Here is a 25,119-nt window from a genome sequence, read left to right as displayed (position 1 = left end):
GCTATTCGGTTTTGATGATTATTCCGTCTTTGTTGATTTTTAATTCTTTTATATCCTTATTGGATTTAATTAAAGTATCTTTTTTAATAGAAATACCATTTTCGTTGATGGTAACATTAGTAGATTTTGAATCGTTTTCTACATCATTCCACTCGTTCTCATCATCAGGGCAATTTAAACATTTTATTTGAGAATTAGTTACTTTGTAAACGTAATTGTCTGAGCTATAGTGTAAATTAAAGAAATCATTATCTGAACGATCATAGTTTTGTACTGATGCGTCTGGTTTCAATAAAGTGCCTTCTGGCAAATACAAATACAATTCTACTTCTTGATCACGGAATTTGTTTTTTACATCGGTCAATAAATAATTGTCTAAATACAAATGATTTCCTTCTACTTTTATCCCATATTGAATTTTTTCAGCTCTGAATTTTGCATCTTGAAACGATTTTCCTTTAGCAGTTCTTTCAATTTGGATGTAAGGAGTTTTTTCATCGGTATACAAAATTCTCAAACTTACATTGTTAGAATAAATCAATTTGTTGTTCGCAGAATCTTGTACAAATTCAAATTCAGTATGATCATCGATATCTTTTGTATAGTAATCATTATATCTGAATTTCACGAACAAAGTATCGTTTGCATTCAAAGGAATATTTTGTTTGGCTACAGTTTTTCCGTCATACGCTACTTGAGTAGCTGTTTTTACTCCTATAGAGATTAAGATGGCAATAGAGATTAACCACAAAGCCAACAAACTATATTTAGCAATGTTTCCAATTGATCCAATAGTTGGTGATAATAACTTGAATCCTAATATAGTAAGGAAAAAGAATGGGATTCCGATAGCAAAAAACATCAATAGACCAAAGCTCCAAACAGGATAGTCTGCAAAGTTCCCTGCTTCAACAAAGTTTTGCCAAGGAAAATCGATAAATGCTGAAGAGCCTAATGTGAATACTCCAATAAATAAGCTAACTAGTGTAAAAAGTCCTGTCAAGATTAAAATAACACCCAAGACTTTAGAGAAAACTTTGAAAAGAGTCATAATAAAATCACCTAAAGAATTTCCCAACTTTTCGGCTCCCGATTTTACTTGGTTTCCCATTTTGTCATAATCGGCATTTTTGAATTTACCAGATACGTTTTCAAATTCTTCACGTACTTTTTTCTCGATGTTAGAGATGGTTACAGGTTCACCTGTCATTTCTAGTTTTTCCGAAGTAGTGATGGCTTCAGGAGTTACAATCCATAGAATGATATAAGCCAATATACCAGTACCAAATCCAGCAAAAACAAAGATTAAGAACATAATTTTTAACCAAACCGCATCGATTCCGAAGTAATGTCCAAGACCTGTGGCTACACCACCAATCATTCCTTTTTCTTTGTCGCGGTATAGTTTTTTTGTGCTTCTACCACTGTATTCGTTGAATTTTTGAGAAGTGTTGGATTCATCTTCAATAATATAGTCTTCTGGTTGTCCCATTACTGCGATAACTTCGTCTACGTCTTTCAGTCCTACAACGTGTTTGTCGCTTTTTTGTTTTTCATTCAACAATTCTGAAACGCGCATTTCGATGTCTTTTATGATTTCTTCTTGGCCAGAAGATTTAGATAACGAGCGTCTGATTGCTTCAAAATAACGAGTTAATTTTTGGTATGCATCTTCATCAATATGGAAGAACATTCCGCCTAAGTTTATATTTACAGTTTTGTTCATGACTATTGTTTTTGGTTGGTGATTAGACTTACAGCTTCGGATAATTCATTCCAAGTGCCGCTTAATTCAGTTAAAAAGGTTTGACCTATTTCAGTAAGACCATAATACTTTCGTGGTGGTCCTGAGGTTGATTCTTCCCAACGATAGTTGAGTAATCCGTCATTTTTTAATCGTGTTAGCAAAGGATAAATGGTTCCCTCAACTACTAACAATTTAGCGTCTTTTAAAGTGTCTAATATTTCAGAAGTGTAGGCATCTTTTTCTTTTAAAACTGATAAGATGCAAAACTCGAGAACACCTTTACGCATCTGGGCTTTTGTGTTTTCAATGTTCATAATTTTCGTTTTGATTTTTTGTTTGATTAGAACTGTTCGTTTTTTGATTACTTTCCATTACAGATGATAGTTGAGATGATTTATAGAGTTGATTAGACTACTATATACTACTTTATAATTGATTACTTTATAAAGGGAATAGTGAATGGATATTGGTATTTTTCTCCATTTGATGTTTTTACAGCTGCAATAATTATTAAAAAGAATTCTGCTATTTTGAATCCTACCAAAGCTAGAGCAGCGATGATTCCAACTGTAATAAGTCCAATGTGGTTTTCAAAATTAAAATCTCTTATCACTAATCCGTGATTGTGATAGAATTCATCAAAGGTTATATTGTTAAAAACAGTAAAAATTAATATCGGTAAAGCAATTGCCGCCATAACCAGTGAGTAAATAAGGATACTCAATTGAAAGTTAATAGCTTGTTTCCCGTGATGATCTACAAATTCTGATTGCTCTTTTTTTGAAGTCCAAATCAAAATAGGGAAGATATAATTTCCAAAAGGAATTATATACTGACTCAGTGTACTCAGGTGAGTAAAAGTTGCAATGTTTTTTTCTGATGATGTTTCCATGATTTAAAGTATATAGTAATTTCTTATGCAAATATATGTCTAAAAGAAAGTATCTTGTATCGCATAGTAGTGAATATTAACAAAATATTAACAAAAGTGTTTTTTATAATTGCTGCTTATTTAGTTGTTTTCTATTGATTAGTAGTGCTTTGAGTGTGTTATTTGGAGATGTGGTTATGGTTTAGGGGTGATATTGTAATTTTATATGTATGCATAGTATTTTTTTGTACTTTTACCCAAAAACCAACATATAATGGAAATAAACGTATCAAAATTGAATCAATTCTTATTTTTTAAATTGCCTTCGGCTTTTTTGTGTGGGGTAAGAGTAAAAGCTATAAACGAAATGCAATGTGTAGTAAGTGTCAAGCACCGCTGGATCAATCAAAATCCGTTTAATTCTATGTACTTTGCTGTTCAGGCAATGGCTGCTGAGTTGTCTACAGGGGCATTAGTAATGTATCAAATTCAAAAAAGCGGTAGAAAAATTTCTATGTTAGTAGCTAATAACAAAGGGAGTTTTACCAAAAAGGCAACAGGCAGAATTACATTTGTCTGTAATGATGGGCATTTGATAGAAGAAGCAATAAAGCAGACGATTGCTACAGGTGAGGGGCAAACTTTTTGGATGAAATCCATTGGAACCGATGAAAAAGGAGTTCAGGTTTCTGAAATGGATTTTGAATGGAGCGTTAAAGTAAAATAATAAGTTCTAGATTTAAGTAAACAATAAAAAAATGCCTCGATTGAGGCATTTTTTATTTTGATTTTTTAGAAGAACAACATTTTTTTCCTTCAGTTTTGCATTCGGTTTTTGTTTTAGTTGTCTCTTTTTTAGTTGTTGTAGTTTCTTTTTTTGTTTTTTCTTTAGCTGGAGCTTCTTGTGCTTGAACTGACAAAGCAAAGAATGAAAAAGCTAAAATTGCGGCTACTTTTTTCATTGTATTAAAGTTTAGTTTTTGTTTTACTTGTATCAAATATAATAAGAAAATCAATCGTGCGTTTTTTGAGGCGCTCTTTTTGATAAAAATTAACAAAAAACCTTTAATGTATTTATTGATAAGGGTTTGTATTAGTGAGTTGACGATAGGATAATGTAGGGTATAAAAAAAGCCTCAAATAGTAAATTTGAGGCTTTTGGTAGCGAGACCGAGATTTGAACTCGGGACCTCAGGGTTATGAATCCTGCGCTCTAACCAACTGAGCTATCTCGCCATATTCTGGTTAATTGAATAACCCCTGAATGCGGGTGCAAATATAGAAATAAATTTAATGATGACAAGTTTATTGTGTCAAAAAATAATTTTTTTTAAAAACCTTTTTTTTTGACTTTATATTCTTATATTTCCAAAAAAAAATAGGAAGTATGGATCAAAAAGTTAGATATGAAATTGAATTCCCTATAAATTCATCGCCGCAGTTGTTGTATCAATATATATCTACACCTTCGGGTTTGGCAGAATGGTTTGCTGATGATGTCAATTCAAGAGGGGAGTTTTTTACTTTCATTTGGAATGATTCACAAGAAAAAGCGAGATTAGCTTCAAAAAAAACAGGCGAGAAAGTTAAATTTAGATGGGTAGATGATAAAAATAAAGACACCGAATATTTTTTTGAACTGCATATTCTTGAAGATGAATTGACTAGAGATGTTTCCTTGTTAGTAATCGATTTTGCTGAAAAAAGTGAAATTACCGAGGCATCGCAACTTTGGGAAAATCAAATTTCTGATTTAAAACATCTCATAGGTTCTATTTAGTAAAAGTCTTTTTTTAACTATATCTTTGTCCTAATTAACTTTAGGGCTTTTTTTATGATTAATTTTAATGGAATACTTCAGGATTCAAATACAAATTTGTTAGAACAAAATCGTGGGTTTTTATATGGTGATGCTGTATTTGAAACTTTAAAAGTGGTTGAGGGAAAAATATTATTCTTTGAAGATCATTATTTTAGAGTTATGGCCGCTATGCGAATTGTTCGTATGGAAATTCCGATGCGTTTTACTTTAGAATTCTTAGAAGAACAAGTCCTCACGCTTGTTAAAAATAATCATTGTGAACATTCGGCTCGTGTTCGAATTACAATCTATCGAAATGATGGTGGTTTTTATTTGCCTAAAAATAATACAGTGTCGTTTTTGATTCAAGCTTCAGAATTAATGCAATCTACTTATGCTATTAATGAAAATAAATATGAGGTAGATTTGTACAAGGATTTTTATGTTACCAAGCAGTTATTATCAACTTTAAAAACTACCAATAAAATGATACATGTAGTTGGTAGTGTTTTTGCTAAAGAAAATGGTTTAGACAATTGTATATTGCTTAATGATAGTAAAAATGTAGTCGAAGCCTTGCAAGGGAACATCTTCTTGTGCAGCGGAAATACATTAATTACACCTCCGATTTCTGAGGGATGTTTGAATGGTATTATGAGAAAGCAAATTTTGAGTTTGGCTAAAAAAGAAACAGATTTAGAAGTTGTCGAACAAATCGTTTCTCCTTTTGATCTTCAAAAAGCAGATGAATTATTTGTAACCAATGTAATTCAAGGTATTCAGCCTATCACCAAATATAGAAAAAAAGAGTTTACAATCGAAAAAGCTAAAATGTTGAATGAGATACTCAATCAACATTTGGCAAAAAATTAGTTCAGATAAGGGTTTTCAGGAGCATTTGACCAAATTAAATAGTCGCCCCCTAATTCTCTTAATTGTTCTTTCCAGAAATGAACAGAAGATTTTCCAATTATTTTGTTTTCATAGGAGTTTTTTGCAACAATCCATGAATTGCCTTCCATTTCTTCTTCTAATTGGTTTTCTTCCCATCCAGTATAGCCCAAAAAGAAGCGAATGTTGTTTTTTCCGATTAAACCAGAATTGATTAATTCCTTTGTGGATTCGAAATCACCACCCCAATAGATTCCATTTGAAATTTCAACACTATTTGGAATGAGTTCTGGGATGTTGTGAATAAAATAGAGATTGTCTTGTTCGACAGGGCCACCGTTATAGATTTTGAAACGAGCTTCAATCTCGGGTATTAAATCGTTTATAGTGTATTTTAAAGGTTTGTTAATGATAAAGCCTATGGATCCTTCCTGGTTATGGTCTGCTAATAAGATTACGGATCTATTAAATGATAAATCTCCAATTAGCGAAGGCTCTGCCACGAGCAAATGTCCTTTTTTTAATTTTTCAGTAATCATAGCACTTGTTTTTTTATTAAATTTAACTAAATAAATTTTATTAGTGCAAAAATAATCGTTTAAATGCAAAAAAAAACCTTCCAGCGGAAGGTTTTAATGTATTGTTGTTAGAATGGATTAGTTTACTGCACCTTCTAAATCTGCACCAGCTTTAAATTTAACAACGTTTTTTGCAGCAATTTGAATAGTTTTACCAGTTTGAGGATTTCTTCCATCTCTAGCCGCTCTTGAAGAAACTGACCATGATCCGAAACCTACTAAAGATACTTTTCCGCCTTTTTTCAAGGTACCACTTACATTTCCTAAAAATGATTCTAATGCTAATTTTGCAGCAGCTTTTGTAATTCCTGCATCAGCAGCAATAGCGTCGATTAATTCTGATTTGTTCATAATAAATAGTTATTAATTGTTGGTTAAAATGTTACTAGAACAAATTTAGTAGGATTTACGTTCCTTGCAAGTGTTTTTGTTGATTTTAGCTAAATTTGTTAATAACTTACTTTTATTGTTCATAAAAGACTTACGCATGAAGATGAATTGATTGTGAACTCCCGTTTTTACTGACATTAACAAGCTATTGCTTTTTCTGAAAATTTAATTCCATTTAAAAGTTCTGAGGCTTTCATTCTTTTTTTGCCTGGGAATTGTAAATTTAAAATCTCAAGATAACCATCATGTATGGCTATTTTTATTTGTTTTTTGGTACAAATCAGGCTTCCTATAGGGTTTGAATGTGGTTCAGAAACAATTTTTGATTCATAAATCTTAACATTGTATTCTGTATCGTTGTCTTTAAAATAACACCAAGCAGCGGGATAAGGGCTTAATCCACGTATCAAATTATAAATATTTTCGGCAGATTGATTCCAATCTATTTTGCAATTTTCTTTATTGAGTTTGTAGGCTGTTTTTATTCCTTCGTTATCTTCTTGAATTGTAGTAATTACTTTCTTGGATTCGATTAGATGTAAAGTTGCTATAACTGTTTCGCTTCCTATTTGCATAAGTCGATCATGCAGTTGCCCGGCATTTTCTTCTTTATTGATAGTTGTTTCTTTACTAAGTATCATAGCTCCTGTGTCGATTTTGTCATCTATAAAAAAAGTGGTGACTCCGGTTTTGGTTTCCCCATTGATGATGGCCCAGTTGATAGGTGCAGCACCACGATAATCAGGTAATAAGGAAGCATGTAGATTAAAGGTACCCAATGCTGGCATTTCCCAAACTACTTTTGGAAGCATTCGAAACGCTACAACAATTTGCAAATTGGCATTGAGTGCTTTTAATTCTGCCAAAAAACTTTCGTCTTTTAAATTGCTAGGCTGCAGGATTTTTAATCCTTTTTCAAGTGCATATTCTTTTACTGCTGAATATTTGATTTTTTGACCACGTCCAGCAGGCTTATCAGTTGCAGTAATTACCCCAACTACGTCAAAATTATTTTTGATTATTGTATCCAGAATTCCTACGGCAAACTCAGGAGTTCCCATAAAAACGATTCGTAATTTTTCCATTTTATTGTATAGTATATTTATTGTTGGTTAGAATTTTGATTTTGTCATGTTCCATCAAGGTTTGCAGTGCAAAGATAATAGCATCGGAGCCTTTTTGAGTCTTTTTTTCGAGTTCTCTCGAGTTCAAATCTTCTATTTTCAAAAAATCAAGAATGACATTGGGCAACTCTTCATCAAGATAAGTGGGCTTTGATTTGGAAATGCAATAAGAACAGATGCCGCATTCTGGGCTTGATTTTTCTCCAAAATAAGCAAGAAGCTGTTGACTCTTACATTGGTGTTTGTTTTGTATATATGCTATGACACTAGCAAGATGATCTTTTTTTAACTGATTTTGCTGATCCAAATGTTTAATTACCCGATTGATGGTTCGTTCATCTTCTCTTACTTCATTAAAAAGAAGGGTTGCGTCATTGTTTTTGGCATGGTAATCAATGATTTCTTTTTCAGTTAATTTTTTTAAAACCAATTGAACGACTTCTTCTTTTACGTTTGCTTTTTTTGCAATCAACGAAAGATTAAAAGGAGTTTGCATTTCGTATATTCCAGGATATGTTCGAAGAATAGCTAGAATAATCTCTTCGTCGTTTGGATTAAGGCTAATGTACCGAATGACTTCTTTCGACGGAATTAAAAATTGCAAAGTTATTTTTTCAGAGAATTCTTGAGATAAATTAATGATTCCTTGTTGATCTAGGAATTGTAACGTTTGGTATGTTTTTAGAATAGGAAAACTATATTTTGTACAAAAATGATTTAAATTAAAGCTAAACTGTTCGTTAATTCCTTCTCCGTACGCAATTTGAAAATAATTACAAAGTTTTACATAAACGATATTCAAAAATGGACGATCCGGTAGATTATTGATGAATTGTGACTCCGCCTGAAGACTATCCGATGGACTGTTTAATAAAATGGCATACGCTTTATTGCCATCTCTTCCTGCTCTTCCTGCTTCTTGGTAGTAGTTTTCTAAATTTTCGGGTAATTGAATATGAATGACCGTTTTTACATTTGCTTTGTCAATTCCCATTCCAAAAGCATTGGTAGCAACGATAACTTGAGTCTCTTCATTCATCCATAGTTGCATATTTTTCTCTTTTTCTTTATAGGATAGACCACCATGGTAATAGGTGGCTTTAAATCCCAAGGTATTGAGTTGTGCTGCAAGGTCTAAACAAGATTTTCTGTTTCTTACATATATAATAGACGGCGCAGGGTTTTTTATCAGTATTTGTTGAATGCGATATAGTTTGTCTTCGACTTCAAAAATCATATACGCTAAGTTTTCTCTTGCAAATGATTTTTGAAAAACCACAGGCTGTTGTAAGTTGAGATCTTGTATGATGTCTTCTTTAACTTTAGGCGTTGCAGTTGCTGTCAAAGCTAAAAAAGGAATTTTAGGAAAGTGTTCTTTAAGTTGGCTGATTTTTAAGTAAGCAGGTCTAAAATCATGACCCCATTGCGATACACAATGCGCTTCATCTATGGCAATTAAGTTGATAGGTAGATTTTTGATTCTGTCCAAAATCCAATCTGCTTGAAGTCGTTCCGGAGAGAGATATAGAAATTTGTAATTGCCAAACTGACAATTGTCTAACAAATCAATAATTTCTTCAGTTGCAATACCGCCGGTAAGTGCTATAGCTTTGATGTTGCGCTGTTGAAGATTCGCCACTTGGTCTTTCATTAAAGCGACAAGAGGCGATATGACCAGACAAATGCCTTCTTTCATTAGTGCAGGAACTTGAAAACATATCGATTTTCCTCCACCTGTTGGCAAAATGGCCAAGGTATCCTTACCCTTGTGAACAGATTCAATAATTTCCTGTTGAAGTGAACGGAAGCTATTGTGTTGCCAATATTTTTGTAGGATTTGTAAGGCTTCTTGCATGGATTTCAGTTTCGTTCAAACTAGAAATCTGTTCCCGATTTCTTGATTATTTGCTAGAAATTCGGTCTAAGATAAAAAGAATTCTGTTATCAACGGTATCTTTGGGTACTTCAATGAGTTCGTAACCATAGTTTTGGTAGGTTTCTTTCAAGTGCAAGTATATTTGTTGAGCTTGCTCGTAGTTTTCATAGCGCTCGCCATCACTTTGGTATATTTCTTCCCATGGTGGGAGCATGAATATTTTTGAATAAGTATAATTTATACATGCTTCCTCAAAATGTGGAGGGTAAGCATCCCCTATAAAATTCATATATGCAACTACATCAGGTACGCCTCTGTCTATAAATACTACTGGATGAGGTTCATTTTTTGCATCGTTAAATTGTTTAATTCTTCCTTCTAATAGTTTTTGGCTAAACAATATTGGGTCCTCTAGAAACAATTGGTCAATTCCTAGCTTTTTAGCTTCGGCAGTTACTTGTCGGGAGATTTCTGGATAGCAACAATGCCCCATTACAGTAAGCTGATTGATGATAGTTGATTTTCCTGTACCAGGTCCTCCAATAATAACGATGATTTCTTTTTGCACGATTTGTAAATAAGGGGGCAAATTTACCTAAACTAATTGGTTTTCAAAACATTTTTTGATAGGATTATCAATAGCAATAGGTTTGCTTGATTTTTGTAATGCTATTTTATTTTGAATAGAAATGAATGTATTGGTTTTTAATGATTTAGTTTTGTGTGTTTTTGTTTAATGACAGAAAATAAATTGTGTTTTCCGATAGCTTTTAGTAGCTATGTTATACTAAAAAAAAACTAAATCCTGGTTCTAAATTCTTGAATCTGCCTTCAAAAATGTATATTTGCGTTTATTTTAAATTAGTAATGGATAAAGACAAAGAAAAAGAGACCGCTGCTTTTTATGAAAGATTACAAGTAGAATTAGATAAAAGTACTACTTGGCCTTCAGAATATTTGTTTAAATTTATCGTTCCATCTGTAGATGGAAATGTGAAAAAAGTAGAAGAGGCTTTCAATTGTATGGGGGCCGTAATTAAAACTACTAAATCAAAAACAGGTAAATTTACAAGTGTTTCTGTTGATGTAACCATGAAAAACTCTCAAGAAGTTATTGAAAAATACCAAGAATTATCTACAATTGAAGGTATTGTTTCCCTATAAATATGATCGAAAAATATAAAAAAGAGAACGCCAATGATGTAGTGTATCATTTAGAATACAATTCTGAAAGAAAACATTTAATCATTCCTGAGTACGGTCGTCATTTGCAAAAATTGATCGAGCAAGCCATTGATATTGAGAATGACGAAGAGCGAAACAAAGCTGCTAGATACATCATTCAAGTTATGGGTAGCTTGAACCCTCATTTGCGTGATGTGCCTGATTTTCAGCACAAGTTATGGGATCAGTTGTTTATTATGTCCGACTTTCGTTTGGCGGTAGATTCTCCATATCCTATTCCGTCTCGTGAAGTTTTGCAATTGAAACCTGAGGTTTTGCAATATCCTCAGAACTATCCTAAGTACAGATATTATGGAAATAATATTAAGTATATGATAGATGTAGCCAATAAATGGGAAGAGGGCGAAATGAAAAGCGCATTGGTTAAGGTAATTGCCAATCATATGAAGAAATCGTATTTGAGTTGGAACAAAGACACCGTAAAAGACGATGTTATTTTTGAGCATTTGCATGAGCTCTCTGGTGGAAAATTGAATTTGTTGCAAAGCAAAGAAGAGCTTTTGGGTACTACAGATTTACTTCGAACCAACAAAAGGATGTCGAATAAAATCACACCTACCAATCAACAAAAGAATCAGAATAATAAAAATAAATCGGGCAAAACTCCGATGCACAAAAATCAAAATAGAAAACCGCAGTAATTATATTTGGGTAATTATTGATTAATATAAATTGGTATAACAAATGGGAATTTTCAAAATCGAAGGTGGAATTCAATTAAAAGGAGAAATCACCCCACAAGGAGCAAAAAATGAAGCGTTACAAATTTTATGTGCCGTATTGCTTACTCCAGAAAAAGTAACAATCAATAATATTCCAGATATTATTGATATCAACAAATTAATCACTTTGTTGGGTAACTTAGGAGTTAAAATTCAAAAAAACGGAAATAGTTCCATTACTTTTCAGGCTGATGAGGTAAATATGGGCTATTTAGAAACCGAAGCTTTTAAAAAAGAAGGTGGTTCTTTACGTGGTTCGATTATGATTGTTGGTCCATTATTAGCTCGTTTCGGTAAAGGCTATATTCCTAAACCAGGGGGAGATAAAATTGGAAGAAGAAGATTGGATACCCATTTTGAAGGATTTATCAATTTAGGCGCTAAGTTTAGATACAATAGAGAAGATCATTTCTATGGAGTAGAAGCTCCAGATGGACTTACAGGTACAGATATGTTATTGGATGAAGCCTCAGTAACAGGAACTGCTAATATCGTAATGGCTGCCGTTTTGGCTAAAGGTACAACTACAGTATACAACGCTGCTTGTGAGCCATATTTGCAACAATTGTGTAAAATGCTGAACGCTATGGGTGCTAAAATTTCTGGTGTTGGGTCTAATTTGTTGACTATTGAAGGAGTAGAAGCATTAGGTGGATGTGAACACAGTATTCTTCCGGATATGATTGAGATTGGTTCTTGGATAGGGTTAGCAGCAATGACTAAGTCTGAGATTACGATAAAAAATGTAAGTTGGGAAAATCTTGGAGTTATTCCTAATGTATTCCGTAAACTAGGGATTACACTAGAGAAAAAAGGAGACGATATTTTTATTCCAGCACACGTAAATGGTTACGAAGTTAAAACAGACATTGATGGTTCTATTTTAACCATTGCTGATGCGCCTTGGCCTGGTTTTACTCCAGATTTATTAAGTATTGTTTTGGTAGTAGCGACTCAAGCAAAAGGTGATGTGTTGATACACCAAAAAATGTTCGAAAGCCGTTTGTTTTTCGTAGATAAACTAATCGATATGGGAGCAAAAATTATTTTGTGTGACCCACATAGAGCGGTAGTTATTGGGCATGATTTCAAATCGCAATTAAAAGCTACTATAATGTCTTCCCCAGATATTCGTGCGGGTATTTCGTTATTGATTGCTGCTTTGTCAGCGAAAGGAACAAGCACTATTCAAAATATTGAACAAATTGATAGAGGTTACGAGCGCATTGATGAGCGTCTTAGAGCTATCGGAGCCAATATTGTAAGAGCTTAATTTTTTTTGAGTACTTAGTAATTAGTCCATAGTTAATAGCTCAATGGACTAGTTGCTAAATCTTAATCAAATAAAATATTAGTTTTTACTAAATTAATAAATCGCTTACAATTAATATTTAGTTCTTAGTCCTTAGTAATTAGCCAAATTGACTAATTGCTAAGGACTAACTGCTAAGGACTAATCACTAAGTACTAAGGACTAATTTATGACTAACGAACAAACAGCTATAAAAGCAACTTATTTCAGTATTATTGGTAATACTTTATTGGCTATTGTAAAAGGATTGGCTGGTTTTTTTGGCAATTCTTATGCGCTAATTGCCGATGCGATTGAGTCAACAACCGATATTTTTGCGTCTTTTTTGGTACTTTTTGGAATCAAATATTCGAATAAACCTGCAGATGATAATCATCCATACGGACACGGTCGTGCTGAACCTTTAATTACGTTTTTGGTAGTTGGTTTTTTGATTACTTCGGCAACGATTATTGCGTATGAGAGTATTCAGAATATAGGAACTCCTCATGAATTACCTAAATCATGGACACTTTATATTTTGGGAACCATTATTATTTGGAAAGAATATTCCTTTCAGTTAGTGATGAAAAGGAGTAAAGAAACCAATAGTTCTTCTTTGGAAGCTGATGCTTGGCATCATAGAAGTGATGCTATTACTTCGGTAGCGGCATTTTTAGGTATTTCTATCGCACTTTATTTTGGAAAAGGGTATGAATCTGCCGATGATTGGGCGGCTCTTTTTGCATCTGGTTTTATTTTGTACAATAGCTATAAAATATTTAGACCGGCTTTGAGCGAAATAATGGATGAACATCTATATGATGAATTGGTGGAGGAAATTAGACTCGTTTCCTTAACGGTTCCAGGAATTCAAGATACTGAAAAGTGTTTTATTAGAAAAGCAGGAATGCAGTATCATGTAGATTTGCACGCAAGGGTAGAAGGTACCATTACTGTTAGAGAAGGACATGATATTGCACATGATTTGAAAGATACCCTTAGAGCAAAAATTCCTTCTTTGGGACATGTTTTGATTCATGTAGAACCGAATTAATTTTGAGTTACTACGAAAGCAAAAAGGTAAGATGTTTCCTTTTAGCCCCGGTAGTAGCGGCATCCTTTTTTTATTTTACCCTGTCAGGGTTCAAAACCCTGACAGGGTAAAATAAAAAAAGATATAGCGGATGACGGGACTTTGCTGACAAGAAAGCCTATTCATACCGCTTCTAATCTAAAATATTCAAAAGTTTTAGTCCAAATATTACGCCATCACCTTGATAACCATTTTGGTAAGAACGGACATAATCTACTCTAAACTGTTTGAATTTCCCGATTCCTAAGTTATCGAGTCCTATGCTGACTTCTTGATACGGTTTGCGATTTGGAATGGCTAAGTTGTGAAAACCGAGCATTAAACTGCTTTTTAAAAGGTTGAGTCCTGGTATTTTGTTCATTATAAAACCATTGTCGCTGTACTCTGAATGAAATTCAAAATAGGCATCGTTTGTGCTATTGCTGTAATAGGGTAACAGGTTGAAAACGTTTAAATAGCGTTCGGTTTGGCCAATTCGCGTTTGGTTGCCGTTGAAATGTTTGTAATCCATAAAAGCAATATTTTCAGCATTGAAGAATTTGCCCGCTCTTAGATTTACTCCCAAATCGCCTTTGTTGGCCAACGGAAGGTCATACAGAACACGTGCACTAATTAAGTCGTACTCGTAGTTTTTTTGGCTAGCAGCAAAGGCTTTTTCGTAGCCTAAAAGCACGGTTGGATACTTGTCGTTTCGGAGGTTGAATTTTCCGTCAGGGCGCGAAATGTATTGGTTGCCAAAGTTAATGCGCCAGTTCAAATTGGCTTTTAGTAACTGATGAGTTGAGAAACCAGCAGTTGAATAATCATTAGGATCCAGAGGATTGTTTGAAGAATAAAGGTCGTCATTTTTGATAAAGGTATAGTTAGTAGTAGTATATAAAGGTTTGCGTTGGCTGTATTCAAGTTTTCCCGTAAAGTTGATGCCGTTGGCTATATTTTGTGAATACGTAACATTGAAAAACTCTTTGTTGTACAATTTCATAAAATTGTTTTTGAAGAACAGTGTGCTAATCGAATTGATAAATGGAGAGATAGGATTGTTTTCGTTGAATTGTTTAACAGCCGTTCCTCCAGCAACCCAAATTGTAGCGTAATTTTGATTATTAAATCGGTGACTAAAGTTTCCGACTACGCGAAGACGTTCGTCTGAAAAACCATAATTGAAAGTTGTTGCAAGAGCTGTGCTTTTTCCAGAATCCTCGTCCCATTTTCTATAGGTAAAGCCAGAGTCTAGATTGAAACCTTGAACCGTATTGAAAGCTAGTGAGCTTATGTCCATTAATCCAGCATAATTGAATGACCATTTTTTGAAGGTGTTTCTATAATTATAACCTGTTATTGGGTCTAATAGTTTGAATTTATTTCGTTTTTGGTCGATAGAATCCAAATAGGTTTTGGATGAACGTATGGTTTGAATACTGTCTTTTTTGATATAATCTTTGCTTTCTTCTTCGGTGAGAGGAATAGGTCTGGTGCTTTCCCAGAAAGTATCTTCTTTTTTGTTGGCATTGTTTTCAAAACTTACAATTTCATTGCCAAAGGTCTTTTTGTCAAAAGTATCAAAGAACTCATAATTGCTGTACACATAATTAAAATTTGCATTAAAACCAATACCTAAAATACCTGCGGATAATGCTAAATTTTGCGAATTTTTACTCCAAATTTTAGTTGAAGCATTATAATTGAAGTTTTGTTTTAAAGTCATAACTTCTACAAATTCATCACGCATGCGATAGCCTTTCATATCTAAATCAACGGCATAAATTGCCCAGCTATCTTCTACAATGTAAATGTAACCTTCAAAAACGGGCTCTTTGTCGCGTCTTGGAATGACTTTAATCTTGTTGATTTGATGATTGCTTTCGTCAAAAAATGTGCTTTCGAGTTTGTATTTGTAATATTGAAAGGCATTGCTAGCTATTGGTGAAATCATTTTTACATTAAAACCGACCATATTGTCATATAAGTCATAAAAAGAAGAGCGAGCGGTATTGTAACTATAGCCTTTGTCGTTTCCTGATATCTTTGAGGCAATAATTCTTTCTTTATAGTTGTTTGGTTTTTCGAAGGTGAGTTTTGATACGGTTTCAGATAAGTACAAAATGCCACTTCCAGTAGAATCTAAGCCAGTGGTCATTTCGTCTGGCATATCTAATTTCATTCCTAAAATCTTTTTAGGCAGATTTTTAATTTTGAACAATCCACGAGAATAAAAATCGGCAGTAAATCGAGCTGTTTTTTCTGCGTTTTCTTTACGTGCTGCAATTGCACTTCTGATAATGGCGTTAGCAGGATTATTTTTGGGATTGATGACTACTTCGTTGAGATTGTAGTTTTCTTCCGATAACTGAATGTCAATTGTTAGTGGTGTTTTTTCGTAGTGAATAGTTTTCTTTACGGTTTTAAAGCCAAGGAACTGAAATAGTAAGGTGTAATCACCTTCTTTTTTGAGATTTAGTTCGTATTTCCCTTTCTCGTTGGTAGTAGTTCCTGAATAGGAGTTTTGAATGATGACAGAAACAAAAGCTAATGGGTTTCCTTTTTCGTCAGTGATAGTTCCTTTTACTTGTGCGATAAAAGGCGAAGAAAATAAAAATAAAATAAAAACGTAAAATTGTTTCATCTGTTTTTTTTGGTAAAATTAAACAGATGAAAAAACTTACATCATAAAAACTTGTTAAATTTTTGTACTAAATTTCATTGGTTTATAGATAAGATTGAATGGCGAGTTCATAACTTTTTAAACCAAAACCCAAAATAACTCCTTTGGCATTTCCTGAAATATAGGATTGATGTCTAAAACTTTCTCTTGAAAAAGTATTGGAAATATGCACTTCGATAACAGGGGTCGTAATGGCTTTTACCGCATCGCCAATGCCAATTGAAGTATGGGTATAGGCACCAGCATTAAGTATGATTCCGTTATAAGTAAATCCTAATTCTTGGATTTTGTCAATTAATTCCCCTTCGATATTGCTCTGAAAATAAGAGAATTGAATATGTGGAAATTTAGCCTTAAGCCTTTCAAAATAATCTTCGAAGGTTTCACTTCCGTACACTTCAGGTTCGCGTTTTCCTAGTAAATTAAGATTGGGTCCGTTGATAATAGCAATTTGCATAATGGTTGTTTTTGGTAAAAATAAAAAAACCGTACTAAATAATAGTACGGTTTTGAGGTAGTTTTTGTTATTTATTAAAACATAAATCCTGCAGACACTTGTACTACTGAATTTTTTGCTTTTGCATTGGTAGAAACCTCCGTTAATCCAAGACCATAACGTGCTTGAACAAAGATGCCTTTAGTAATTTTTACACCCAAACCACCAGCAACCGCAAAGTCGAAGGTATTAGAATCTTCTAAGTTTACATTGTCTTTTTCGCTTAATAAGAATGAAGCTTGTGGTCCTAATTCTAAACTAAAAGTGTTGTTTAAATAAATTTTTGCCATCACTGGAATGGATAAATAACCCAATTCGTTTTTGATTTCAGTAAGTGCATTTTTGTAGTTAGCTCCTTGAGTAGAATACAAAAGCTCGGGTTGTATACCGAATTTTTCTGTCAATTTTACTTCAGCCAATAGTCCAATATGGTAGCCAGTAATGGCATCAGAATTGTAATTTTCTGAATTAACTGTGATTTCAGAACCTGTAAGGTTAGCGTAGTTAATACCCGCTTTAGCTCCAAAATGTAATAATTGTGCTTGCGAAGTTAGTGTTCCAAATAAAGCAAAAACAGCAAGAAGAATGGTTTTTTTCATTGTATTTATATTTAATGATTTAAATAGTTGGCAACTACATTTTAAATAAAAGCTGTTTTTATAAAAATATAGCCTACAACCTGATTGTTTTGATTCGCGAAATAACAACAATTTTAATTGCTTTCCAAAGTATTAAGAAGGATTAAACTTGTTAAAAATATTATTTTTTTAAGTTTTATAAAAAATACCTGATTTTAGTGATAGGTTGTTTTTTAGTTTATTGATAACTAGATTTTTACATAGCTTTTTAAATTTTGATTTTTGTTATTCCAGTGTTTTTTTTGTACGTTCAGGTCGTAGTTATTTTTTTATTTGCTTTTGATTGGTTAGTTTCGCTGAATAATCTTAATAAACAAAAACAAAAAAAATGAAAAAAATTATTTTAATTGCAGTGGCAGTTTTTGGATTCGCATTTGCTAATGCACAAGATGGAGGCTTTAAGTTAGGTGCTAATTTAGGATTACCATTAGGGGATATTAAAGATAGTTATTCTTTAAATTTAGGTGTTGACGTTGCTTACACATGGAAAGTTTCTGAAAAGTTTGAAGCCGGTTTTGGAGCTGGTTACGCTCATTATTTAGGAGAAACAATTGACTTTGGAGGTTTTGAATTAGATGTTGAAGATGCAGGATTTGTACCAGTGTACGGAACTGCTCAATATTCTTTATCCGATAAATTATTTTTAGGTTTAGATTTAGGCTATGCAATTGGAGTTGCTCCAAGTGAGAATGATGGTGGATTTTTGTACCAGCCAAAAATTGGTTATTCATTTGGTAAAACAGATTTGTTTTTAGGTTACAAAGGGATTTCTGTTGATGGAGGAACATTTTCTTCCTTAAATCTTGGAGTTGCTTTTAAATTGTAATTCTATATATTTTAATATAGTAACCTCCTCTTAAAAAGGAGGTTTTTTTATGCCTTAAAATTGCCTTTCTTTGTAGTATGAGTTGGAGTAATTATATCAAGCAATATCAGTCGTATCTTAGAATAGAAAGAGGTTTGTCTGCCAATACCATTGCGAATTATACTTTAGATATTGAGCGGCTATGTTCGTTTTTGTCTGATAAAAATGTAACAGTCACTCCTGTTGCTATAGCTGAAGAAACAGTACAACAATTTATTTATGAGGTTGCTAAAGAAGTTAACGCGAGATCTCAAGCTAGAATTATTTCTGGTCTAAAAAGTTTTTTTTCGTATTTGATTTTTGAAGACTATAGAGCAGATAATCCAATGGAATTGATAGAATCACCAAGACTTGGAAGAAAACTTCCTGATACTTTATCGGTGGATGAGATTGATGACTTGATTTTAGCGATTGATTTAACCTCAAACGAAGGAGAACGCAATCGTGCGATGCTCGAAACTTTATATGGTTGCGGTCTTCGTGTTTCTGAATTGGTTGGTTTGAAAATTTCGGATCTTTTTTTTGAGGAAGGTTTTATCAAAATTCACGGAAAAGGCAATAAAGAACGGTTTGTTCCTATTGGCGAATTGGCTCAAAAGTATATCACCATTTATAAAGAAACTTGTCGTGTGCATTTGCCTATACAAAAAGGTTTTGAAGATACTTTGTTTCTGAACCGACGTGGGCGACAATTGACAAGGGCGATGATATTTACCATTATCAACAGATTAGCTGATTTAATTGAACTCAACAAAAAAATTAGTCCACATACGTTCAGACATTCTTTTGCTACTCATTTGTTGGAAAATGGAGCCGATTTGCGTTCCATTCAACTGATGTTAGGACATGAGTCCATTACTACTACCGAAATTTATGTACATTTAGATCGTTCCTTTTTAAAACAAGTCATGCAGTCTTATCACCCTAGAAAGGAAAAGTTATAGGGAGTGATGTTTTTTAACTATACAGTTGTCGAATGTTAGTTTAATTAAAACTTTTAGTATTTTTATCCAAATGAAAGAGCATAACAGATGATATTTGCAAAAAGTCGAAATCCAGAAGATTTAAATAAACTCTACGAAAGTTTAATTAAACAACTCCCTAATATTATTTTTCAAATTCGCGTCAATGCTAATCGACAGATAGCATTTGATTTCTTGAGTAAGCCTGTCGATTTTTTGAATGAATTCTCATTTAATGAATTTATTGAAGACTCCTATAAGTTATCAAATTATACCATTTATGAGCCCGATTTGAAAGGATTTATAGATTCTTATGAAAATGCTATAGCCAATGTTGAGGTATGGGATATAGAATTTAGATTGTTATTGCCGGATAGTGGTTATAAATGGATAAAAATTGAAGCTACTCCTAAGAAAAATAACTTTGATGAGGTTGTTTTTTATGGTCTTATCTCTGATATTACCGATGTAAAAGAACAAGAAATTAGGTTGAAAGTAGCAGATGAACGCTATCATTTTGCAGTACAAGCTTCGGATAGAGGGGTTTGGGATTGGGACTTGGTTACTGGAAAAGTCTATTATTCTTCTGAATCGATGAAGATTTTGGAACTGACAGAATCCGATTTAGTAGCTACTCCAGAGGAATGGGATGAACGAGTGCATCCTGATGATCGAGCAGAATATTATGGCAATATAAACCTTCATTTTGATAATAAAATACCTTTTTACGAAACTTGTCATCGCGTTTTGTGTAATGGTCGTTATAAATGGATTCTTGACAGAGGAAAAGTAATCGAACGCGATTCTGATGGTAAGCCCCTGAGAATTGTTGGGACACATACCGATATTTCTGATCAGAAGGAAAAAGAGTTAGAGTTAGCTAAAATGCTTGAGATATTGAATACACAAAACAACAAATTGCTCAATTTTGCACATATTGTCTCTCATAATTTGCGAACTCATAGTGGTAATATCAAATCTTTATTGGATTTACATAAAGAAGCCTTGCTTTCGGATTTAGATACCTTAAGTAATATTCAAATTGTATCAGATGAATTGTTTTCAACAATTGAGAATCTAAATGATTTGGTCAACATTCATACAGTAAAAGACAAAGAAATTGAGCAATTGAATCTTAATGTATATATCAATAAAGTTTTAGATGTTTTACATGATTCCATTAAACAAAAAGAAATTGTTGTACTCAATTATATCCAAAGCAATGTAAACATTGATTGTTTGCCTGCCTATCTGGAAAGTATTTTGTTGAATATTGTCACGAATGCCATTAAGTATTCAGATAGTAAAAAAGTGCCTAAAATTATTTTTACTTCCGAAGAGAACGATGATTTTATTATTTTGAACATTAAAGATAATGGCTTAGGTATTGATTTGAATAAATACAAAGATTCTATTTTTGGATTGTATAAAACGTTTCATAAAAATAATGATGCACGTGGAGTAGGATTGTATCTTACTAAAAATCAAATCGAAAATATGGGAGGTAAAATTGAAGTAGAAAGCACTTTAGATGTGGGATCAACATTTAAGATTTATTTTAAAAGATAATTTAATTACACATAAAAAAAGCTTCCTCTCGGAAGCTTTTTTTATGTGTTTAAGGTAAGTTATTTAGCGATATTTACGGCTCTTGTTTCTCTAATCACAGTGACTTTTACTTGACCAGGATAGGTCATTTCTGTTTGTATTTTTTGAGAAATTTCGAAAGATAAGGAAGCTGCGTTATCATCAGAAACTTTTTCGCTTTCTACAATTACACGTAATTCTCTACCAGCTTGAATAGCATAAGCATTTTTAACCCCATTGAAGCCATACGCTACTTCTTCTAGGTCTTTTAGTCGTTGTATGTATGAATCTAGCACCTGTCTTCTTGCGCCTGGTCTAGCTCCAGAAATCGCATCACAAACTTGAATAATTGGGGATAATAATGATTTCATTTCGATTTCATCGTGGTGCGCACCAATTGCGTTGCATACTTCTTCTTTTTCACCGTATTTTTCAGCCCATTGCATACCTAATAAAGCGTGTGGTAAATCACTTTCTGCATCAGGAACTTTTCCAATATCGTGCAATAAACCTGCTCTTTTAGCTAATTTTACATTCAAGCCTAATTCGGCTGCCATGATACCACATAATTTAGATACTTCACGAGAGTGTTGTAGTAAGTTTTGTCCGTAGGAAGAACGGTATTTCATTCTACCTACCACTTTAATCAATTCAGGGTGTAAACCGTGGATTCCTAAATCGATAACAGTACGTTTACCAACTTCAATGATTTCGTCATCAATTTGTTTAGTTGTTTTGGCTACAACTTCTTCAATTCTAGCTGGGTGTATACGTCCGTCAGTAACTAATTTGTGTAAGGATAGACGAGCAATTTCTCTTCGGACAGGGTCAAAGCAAGAAAGAATGATAGCTTCGGGAGTATCATCTACGATAATTTCAACACCAGTTGCGGCTTCAAGAGCTCTAATATTTCTACCTTCACGACCAATGATTCTACCTTTCACATCATCAGATTCAATGTTGAAAACAGATACGCAGTTCTCTACAGCTTCTTCCGTACCAACACGTTGAATGGTGTTGATGATGATTTTCTTAGCTTCTTGTTGAGCGGTTAATTTTGCCTCTTCGATAGTTTCTTGGATATGCGACATGGCTTTTGATTTCGCTTCAGCCTTCAATCCTTCTACTAATTGTTCTTTAGCCTCTTCTGCAGACAATCCAGAAATCACCTCCAGTTGTTGTAATTGGCTTTTGTGTAAGCGCTCAACTTCTAATTGTTTCTTATCTAGAACTTCAATTTTGGCTTGGAATTCCGCTTTTTTTGCTTCAAAATCATCGTTGATTTTTTTGGCTTTAGAAAGTTCACTCGAAACTTGAGACTCTTTATCGCGTACCCTTTTTTCAACTTCGGCTACTTTTTTATCTCTAGCCAAAATCACTTGCTCGTGCTCTGATTTCAGTTCGATAAATTTTTCTTTTGCTTGAAGAATTTTGTCTTTTTTAATGTTTTCGGCTTCTAAATTGGCGTCTTTTAAAATTGAAGCAGCTTCTTTTTTAGCATTCTTAATTAAATTAGAGATATTGCTTTTTTCAATGATTTTGGCAATACCAAAACCAGCTGCAATACCTATGATTCCTGAAACAATTATTAATAATGTACTATCCATTTGTGTTTAAATTATATATATAAAAAAACCTACATTAGTGGGATTGTATAAACTCGAAAAGACAAGTTTTGAGCTAACTCGTTGTTCAAGCTTCCAAACTGAATTGGCTTGCTATAGAAACGATGATTCGCTCATTCTAAATTGTTAGTGTTGAGTTTATCAAATAAGAACTAATGTAGGCAGTATCTTAATCTTTTGTAAGAACGTTAATCGAGATATTGATCTAAAACAGTATTGATTTTTTGCAATCTGTCAATGGTTTCGCTGCCATTTATTGCATTGTCAATTTGTTTTTGTTCCACTTGAGAAGCAAATTGTAGTGCACACATGGCTAATACATCTTGCTTGTCTCTTACGGCATAATTTTCTTCAAACTGCTTAATCATCATATCAATTTTTTTCGAAGCACTTCTTAGCCCTTCTTCTTGAGAAGCATCTACCGTTAACGGGTAAACTCTGTCTGCAATTGATATCTTTATTTTAAGCTTTTCTTCCATTTTTTAATCTGATAGCTGAGCTATACAGTAATCAATTTCACGAATTAATGAATTTATTTTAAGCTTTGTATCTCTTTTATTATCGTCACTGCCTAGTAATGTATTGGCTATTTTGAGGATTTCATATTGCTTTTTCAGCGCTTCAATCTCTTCAGATTGCTTGGATATGATTTGTGTTGCATCGGATAATTTTTCTCTTAATTCTTGATTGTTTTTTTCTAGATTTTTTATTTTAGAAAAAAGTTTTACAATCTTATTTTCAAGAGTATCAATTATTTCTGCAATTACACTCATTTTTTGACCAATTCATTTCTTAATCTTACAAAGTTAGTATTCCTTTTTATTATTGCAATATTTTATTGTCTTTTTTGTGCTAAAATATTTAATTGTCTAATAATCAGATTTTTGATGTTTTTATTTCTTTTTTTATGTTTTAGCAGTTTTGGTTACCTTAGCAAAAAGATGTCGGATGAGATTAATATGTTTTTTGCTGTTTTGTTGTTGCGTTTTGACTGCTCAAAATCAGTATCCTAAAGATTATTTTAGGTCACCATTGGATATTCCGATGCAATTGTCGGGTAATTTTGGCGAATTGCGTCCCAATCATTTTCATGCAGGTTTTGACTATAAAACGCTTCAGCGCGAAGGATTATCAGTGTATGCAGCTGCCGACGGATATGTCTCTAGAATAAAGATTTCGACTTTTGGAAATGGAAAAACCATTTATATCACGCATCCTAATGGATACACAACCGTTTATGCACATTTGCAAAAAGCTGTTGGGTCCATTCAAGAAGTGATAAAAAAAAGGCAGTACGAAGAAAAATCCTTTGAAGTCGAGATTTTCTTAAAACCAAATGAGTTAGTTGTTACCAAAGGGCAACTTATTGCGCTTTCAGGAAATACTGGTGCTTCAGAAGGACCACACCTTCATTTTGAAATTAGAGATTCTAAAACTGAGTTTATTATCAATCCTTTGTTTTTTGGATTTGACTCTCAACTTAAAGACACCAAAAAACCACAAGTTACCGCTGTTTATGCTTATCCTTTGGATAACCAGACTAGCGTGAATCAGTCTTTACGTCCAGTACCAATTAATTTGACCCTACAAAAAGACGGAACTTATCTTGCAGACCCTGTTATGGCGAATGGAAATATTGGTTTTGGTATTGTTGCTACAGACACGGATGATGTTTCTTTTAATAAAAATGGTGTTTTTGAGGTAAAAGCTTTTTATAATGGAACGCCTACTTATGCCTATCAATTTGGGACTTATTCTTTTGATGAAATGCGTTATATCAATGTTTTAATAGATTATGCAAGGTATAAGAAATCACAACAGCGTATTCAGCGATTGTTTCGAATGGCACCTTTCGATTTGAGCATTATAAAAACCGATGACAATAATGGTATACTATCTGTAGTGCCTAATTTGTCGGGTATTTATCGTATTGAGGTTGCTGATTATTTTAATAATACAACACTTATCACAATTCCTATTGCTTATGATACAAAAGCTACTGTAATTCCAAAAGAAACAACTCCTTCAAATTATTTTATTAAAGCAAAAAAAGAATACATTTTTGAAAAGGACAACTGGACGGTCACTTTTCCTGCCAATACTTTTTATAATGATTTTGATTTGAATCTTTCAGTGGCGAATAAAGTGTTGACTTTGCATGAGGATACCGTTCCAGTACATTCTAATTTTACGATTCAGGTTCAGGATTCTACGCATACGGCAGTAGATAAAGAAAAAATGTTTTTGGGAAGGATTGAAGGAGGACGAATATCTTATAACCCAACTACTGTAAAGGAAAATACTTTTACCACTAAGGTTAAAACCCTTGGGAAATATGGTCTTGTTCTTGATAATGTAAATCCAGTAATTAGTATTGGTAAACCCATTGAAGGAAAATGGATTACTTCTCAAAAAGAGATGAAACTTTCTATTTATGATGCTTTGTCTGGAATTAAATCGTATAATGCTTACTTAAACGGCCAATGGATTTTGATGGAATATGACAACAAAACTAGGCAATTAACACATGATTTTAGCGATGGAATAGTGGCTGAAGGAGCTAATATTCTTAAAGTAAATGTAGTAGATCAAATGGGAAATTCTACTACCTTTGAAACTCGTTTTTTTAGAAGTCAAATTAATAAATAGCCC

26 protein-coding genes and 1 tRNA gene are annotated in these 25,119 nt (G+C 33.1%); 11 read left to right on the top strand and 16 right to left on the bottom strand.

All coding sequences use genetic code 11. The features are described from left to right. Position 1: 1 nt before the first annotated feature. The 3 genes from ACSVH5_RS08720 to ACSVH5_RS08710 form a co-directional block, all read right to left on the bottom strand. The gene (locus tag ACSVH5_RS08720; RefSeq protein ID WP_438061053.1) at positions 2 to 1,726 is read right to left on the bottom strand and encodes a PspC domain-containing protein; all 1,725 of its coding nucleotides are present in this window, start codon (positions 1,724 to 1,726) and stop codon (positions 2 to 4) included. 2 nt (positions 1,727 to 1,728) lie between these two features. Beyond that, entirely contained in the window at positions 1,729 to 2,061 is a 333-nt protein-coding gene (locus tag ACSVH5_RS08715) for a PadR family transcriptional regulator (protein WP_078212445.1), read from the bottom strand. A gap of 122 nt (positions 2,062 to 2,183) precedes the next feature. Then, entirely contained in the window at positions 2,184 to 2,639 is a 456-nt protein-coding gene (locus ACSVH5_RS08710) for a DUF4870 domain-containing protein (protein ID WP_438061052.1), read from the bottom strand. Positions 2,640 to 2,892: 253 nt separating this feature from the next. On the opposite strand from ACSVH5_RS08710, the gene ACSVH5_RS08705 reads away from it, so the two are divergent. Then, complete coding sequence (locus tag ACSVH5_RS08705) at positions 2,893 to 3,345, top strand: DUF4442 domain-containing protein (protein WP_438061051.1); 453 nt, start codon at positions 2,893 to 2,895, stop codon at positions 3,343 to 3,345. 52 nt (positions 3,346 to 3,397) lie between these two features. Here ACSVH5_RS08705 and ACSVH5_RS08700 read toward each other — a convergent pair whose 3' ends face one another. Both ACSVH5_RS08700 and ACSVH5_RS08695 read right to left on the bottom strand, forming a co-directional pair. Beyond that, positions 3,398 to 3,580: a hypothetical protein gene (locus tag ACSVH5_RS08700; RefSeq protein ID WP_438061050.1), complete on the bottom strand. Its 183-nt coding sequence runs from the start codon at positions 3,578 to 3,580 to the stop codon at positions 3,398 to 3,400. A 197-nt stretch (positions 3,581 to 3,777) separates the two neighbouring features. Next, a tRNA-Met gene (locus ACSVH5_RS08695) sits at positions 3,778 to 3,854 on the bottom strand. Between the two features lie 151 nt (positions 3,855 to 4,005). Here ACSVH5_RS08695 and ACSVH5_RS08690 point away from each other — a divergent pair. Further along, the gene (locus ACSVH5_RS08690) at positions 4,006 to 4,398 is read left to right on the top strand and encodes an START-like domain-containing protein (RefSeq protein ID WP_438061049.1); all 393 of its coding nucleotides are present in this window, start codon (positions 4,006 to 4,008) and stop codon (positions 4,396 to 4,398) included. A 54-nt stretch (positions 4,399 to 4,452) separates the two neighbouring features. Continuing rightward, a complete protein-coding gene (locus tag ACSVH5_RS08685) occupies positions 4,453 to 5,292 on the top strand; it encodes an aminotransferase class IV (RefSeq protein ID WP_438061048.1) in 840 nt (279 codons plus the stop codon). Here ACSVH5_RS08685 and ACSVH5_RS08680 read toward each other — a convergent pair. The 5 genes from ACSVH5_RS08680 to ACSVH5_RS08660 form a co-directional block, all read right to left on the bottom strand. Beyond that, on the bottom strand, positions 5,289 to 5,849 hold the full coding sequence (locus tag ACSVH5_RS08680) for a YqgE/AlgH family protein (RefSeq protein ID WP_438061047.1): 561 nt from the start codon (positions 5,847 to 5,849) through the stop codon (positions 5,289 to 5,291). The two genes, ACSVH5_RS08685 and ACSVH5_RS08680, sit on opposite strands and share 4 nt — an antisense overlap. A 117-nt stretch (positions 5,850 to 5,966) precedes the next feature. Further along, a complete protein-coding gene (locus tag ACSVH5_RS08675) occupies positions 5,967 to 6,239 on the bottom strand; it encodes an HU family DNA-binding protein (protein WP_064714443.1) in 273 nt (90 codons plus the stop codon). A 176-nt stretch (positions 6,240 to 6,415) separates the two neighbouring features. Beyond that, positions 6,416 to 7,363, bottom strand: a complete 948-nt coding sequence (gene fmt, locus ACSVH5_RS08670; protein WP_438061046.1) for a methionyl-tRNA formyltransferase — start codon at positions 7,361 to 7,363, stop codon at positions 6,416 to 6,418. Position 7,364: 1 nt separating this feature from the next. Next, positions 7,365 to 9,257, bottom strand: coding sequence for a RecQ family ATP-dependent DNA helicase (locus tag ACSVH5_RS08665; protein WP_438061045.1), 1,893 nt, complete (start codon positions 9,255 to 9,257; stop codon positions 7,365 to 7,367). A gap of 46 nt (positions 9,258 to 9,303) precedes the next feature. Next, the gene (locus tag ACSVH5_RS08660; protein WP_438061044.1) at positions 9,304 to 9,846 is read right to left on the bottom strand and encodes an AAA family ATPase; all 543 of its coding nucleotides are present in this window, start codon (positions 9,844 to 9,846) and stop codon (positions 9,304 to 9,306) included. Positions 9,847 to 10,145: 299 nt separating this feature from the next. On the opposite strand from ACSVH5_RS08660, the gene ACSVH5_RS08655 reads away from it, so the two are divergent. The 4 genes from ACSVH5_RS08655 (at position 10,146) to ACSVH5_RS08640 (ending at position 13,593) form a co-directional block, all read left to right on the top strand. Next, positions 10,146 to 10,442 (top strand): DUF493 family protein, encoded by a 297-nt coding sequence (locus ACSVH5_RS08655; RefSeq protein WP_438061167.1) that lies wholly within the window; start codon positions 10,146 to 10,148, stop codon positions 10,440 to 10,442. 2 nt (positions 10,443 to 10,444) lie between these two features. Then, positions 10,445 to 11,164, top strand: coding sequence for a DUF4290 domain-containing protein (locus ACSVH5_RS08650; RefSeq protein ID WP_438061043.1), 720 nt, complete (start codon positions 10,445 to 10,447; stop codon positions 11,162 to 11,164). A 43-nt stretch (positions 11,165 to 11,207) separates the two neighbouring features. Then, positions 11,208 to 12,518, top strand: a complete 1,311-nt coding sequence (gene murA, locus ACSVH5_RS08645) for a UDP-N-acetylglucosamine 1-carboxyvinyltransferase (RefSeq protein WP_438061042.1) — start codon at positions 11,208 to 11,210, stop codon at positions 12,516 to 12,518. A 208-nt stretch (positions 12,519 to 12,726) separates the two neighbouring features. Further along, the gene (locus ACSVH5_RS08640; RefSeq protein ID WP_438061041.1) at positions 12,727 to 13,593 is read left to right on the top strand and encodes a cation diffusion facilitator family transporter; all 867 of its coding nucleotides are present in this window, start codon (positions 12,727 to 12,729) and stop codon (positions 13,591 to 13,593) included. A 172-nt stretch (positions 13,594 to 13,765) separates the two neighbouring features. On the opposite strand, the gene ACSVH5_RS08635 is transcribed toward ACSVH5_RS08640, so the two are convergent. The 3 genes from ACSVH5_RS08635 to ACSVH5_RS08625 all read right to left on the bottom strand — a co-directional run bounded on the left by ACSVH5_RS08635 (position 13,766) and on the right by ACSVH5_RS08625 (position 17,389). Then, the gene (locus ACSVH5_RS08635) at positions 13,766 to 16,255 is read right to left on the bottom strand and encodes a DUF5686 and carboxypeptidase regulatory-like domain-containing protein (RefSeq protein ID WP_438061040.1); all 2,490 of its coding nucleotides are present in this window, start codon (positions 16,253 to 16,255) and stop codon (positions 13,766 to 13,768) included. 82 nt (positions 16,256 to 16,337) lie between these two features. Beyond that, positions 16,338 to 16,751 (bottom strand): type II 3-dehydroquinate dehydratase, encoded by a 414-nt coding sequence (aroQ, locus tag ACSVH5_RS08630; RefSeq protein ID WP_438061039.1) that lies wholly within the window; start codon positions 16,749 to 16,751, stop codon positions 16,338 to 16,340. A gap of 74 nt (positions 16,752 to 16,825) precedes the next feature. Then, on the bottom strand, positions 16,826 to 17,389 hold the full coding sequence (locus tag ACSVH5_RS08625; RefSeq protein ID WP_438061038.1) for a porin family protein: 564 nt from the start codon (positions 17,387 to 17,389) through the stop codon (positions 16,826 to 16,828). Between the two features lie 367 nt (positions 17,390 to 17,756). On the opposite strand from ACSVH5_RS08625, the gene ACSVH5_RS08620 reads away from it, so the two are divergent. From ACSVH5_RS08620 to ACSVH5_RS08610, 3 genes are all read left to right on the top strand, one after another. Continuing rightward, entirely contained in the window at positions 17,757 to 18,254 is a 498-nt protein-coding gene (locus ACSVH5_RS08620) for a hypothetical protein (RefSeq protein ID WP_438061037.1), read from the top strand. Between the two features lie 77 nt (positions 18,255 to 18,331). Next, positions 18,332 to 19,237 (top strand): site-specific tyrosine recombinase XerD, encoded by a 906-nt coding sequence (gene xerD, locus ACSVH5_RS08615; protein WP_438061036.1) that lies wholly within the window; start codon positions 18,332 to 18,334, stop codon positions 19,235 to 19,237. 87 nt (positions 19,238 to 19,324) lie between these two features. Next, positions 19,325 to 20,824, top strand: coding sequence for a PAS domain-containing sensor histidine kinase (locus ACSVH5_RS08610; RefSeq protein WP_438061035.1), 1,500 nt, complete (start codon positions 19,325 to 19,327; stop codon positions 20,822 to 20,824). Positions 20,825 to 20,883: 59 nt separating this feature from the next. Here the strand turns inward: ACSVH5_RS08610 and rny are convergent, their stop codons facing one another. The 3 genes from rny to ACSVH5_RS08595 form a co-directional block, all read right to left on the bottom strand. Continuing rightward, a complete protein-coding gene (gene rny, locus ACSVH5_RS08605; RefSeq protein WP_438061034.1) occupies positions 20,884 to 22,449 on the bottom strand; it encodes a ribonuclease Y in 1,566 nt (521 codons plus the stop codon). A 206-nt stretch (positions 22,450 to 22,655) separates the two neighbouring features. Beyond that, a complete protein-coding gene (locus tag ACSVH5_RS08600) occupies positions 22,656 to 22,946 on the bottom strand; it encodes a cell division protein ZapA (protein ID WP_438061033.1) in 291 nt (96 codons plus the stop codon). A gap of 3 nt (positions 22,947 to 22,949) precedes the next feature. Continuing rightward, a complete protein-coding gene (locus tag ACSVH5_RS08595; RefSeq protein WP_438061032.1) occupies positions 22,950 to 23,240 on the bottom strand; it encodes a hypothetical protein in 291 nt (96 codons plus the stop codon). Positions 23,241 to 23,415: 175 nt separating this feature from the next. Between ACSVH5_RS08595 and ACSVH5_RS08590 the strand changes: the two genes are divergently transcribed. Then, entirely contained in the window at positions 23,416 to 25,116 is a 1,701-nt protein-coding gene (locus ACSVH5_RS08590) for a M23 family metallopeptidase (protein ID WP_438061031.1), read from the top strand. The last annotated feature ends 3 nt before the right edge of the window (positions 25,117 to 25,119 follow it).

It is taken from the genome of Flavobacterium sp. RSSA_27 (assembly GCF_051547125.1).
GTDB lineage: Bacteria > Bacteroidota > Bacteroidia > Flavobacteriales > Flavobacteriaceae > Flavobacterium.
Note: the sequence above shows the minus strand (reverse complement) of the source record. Positions and strands in the feature narration are given on the sequence as shown.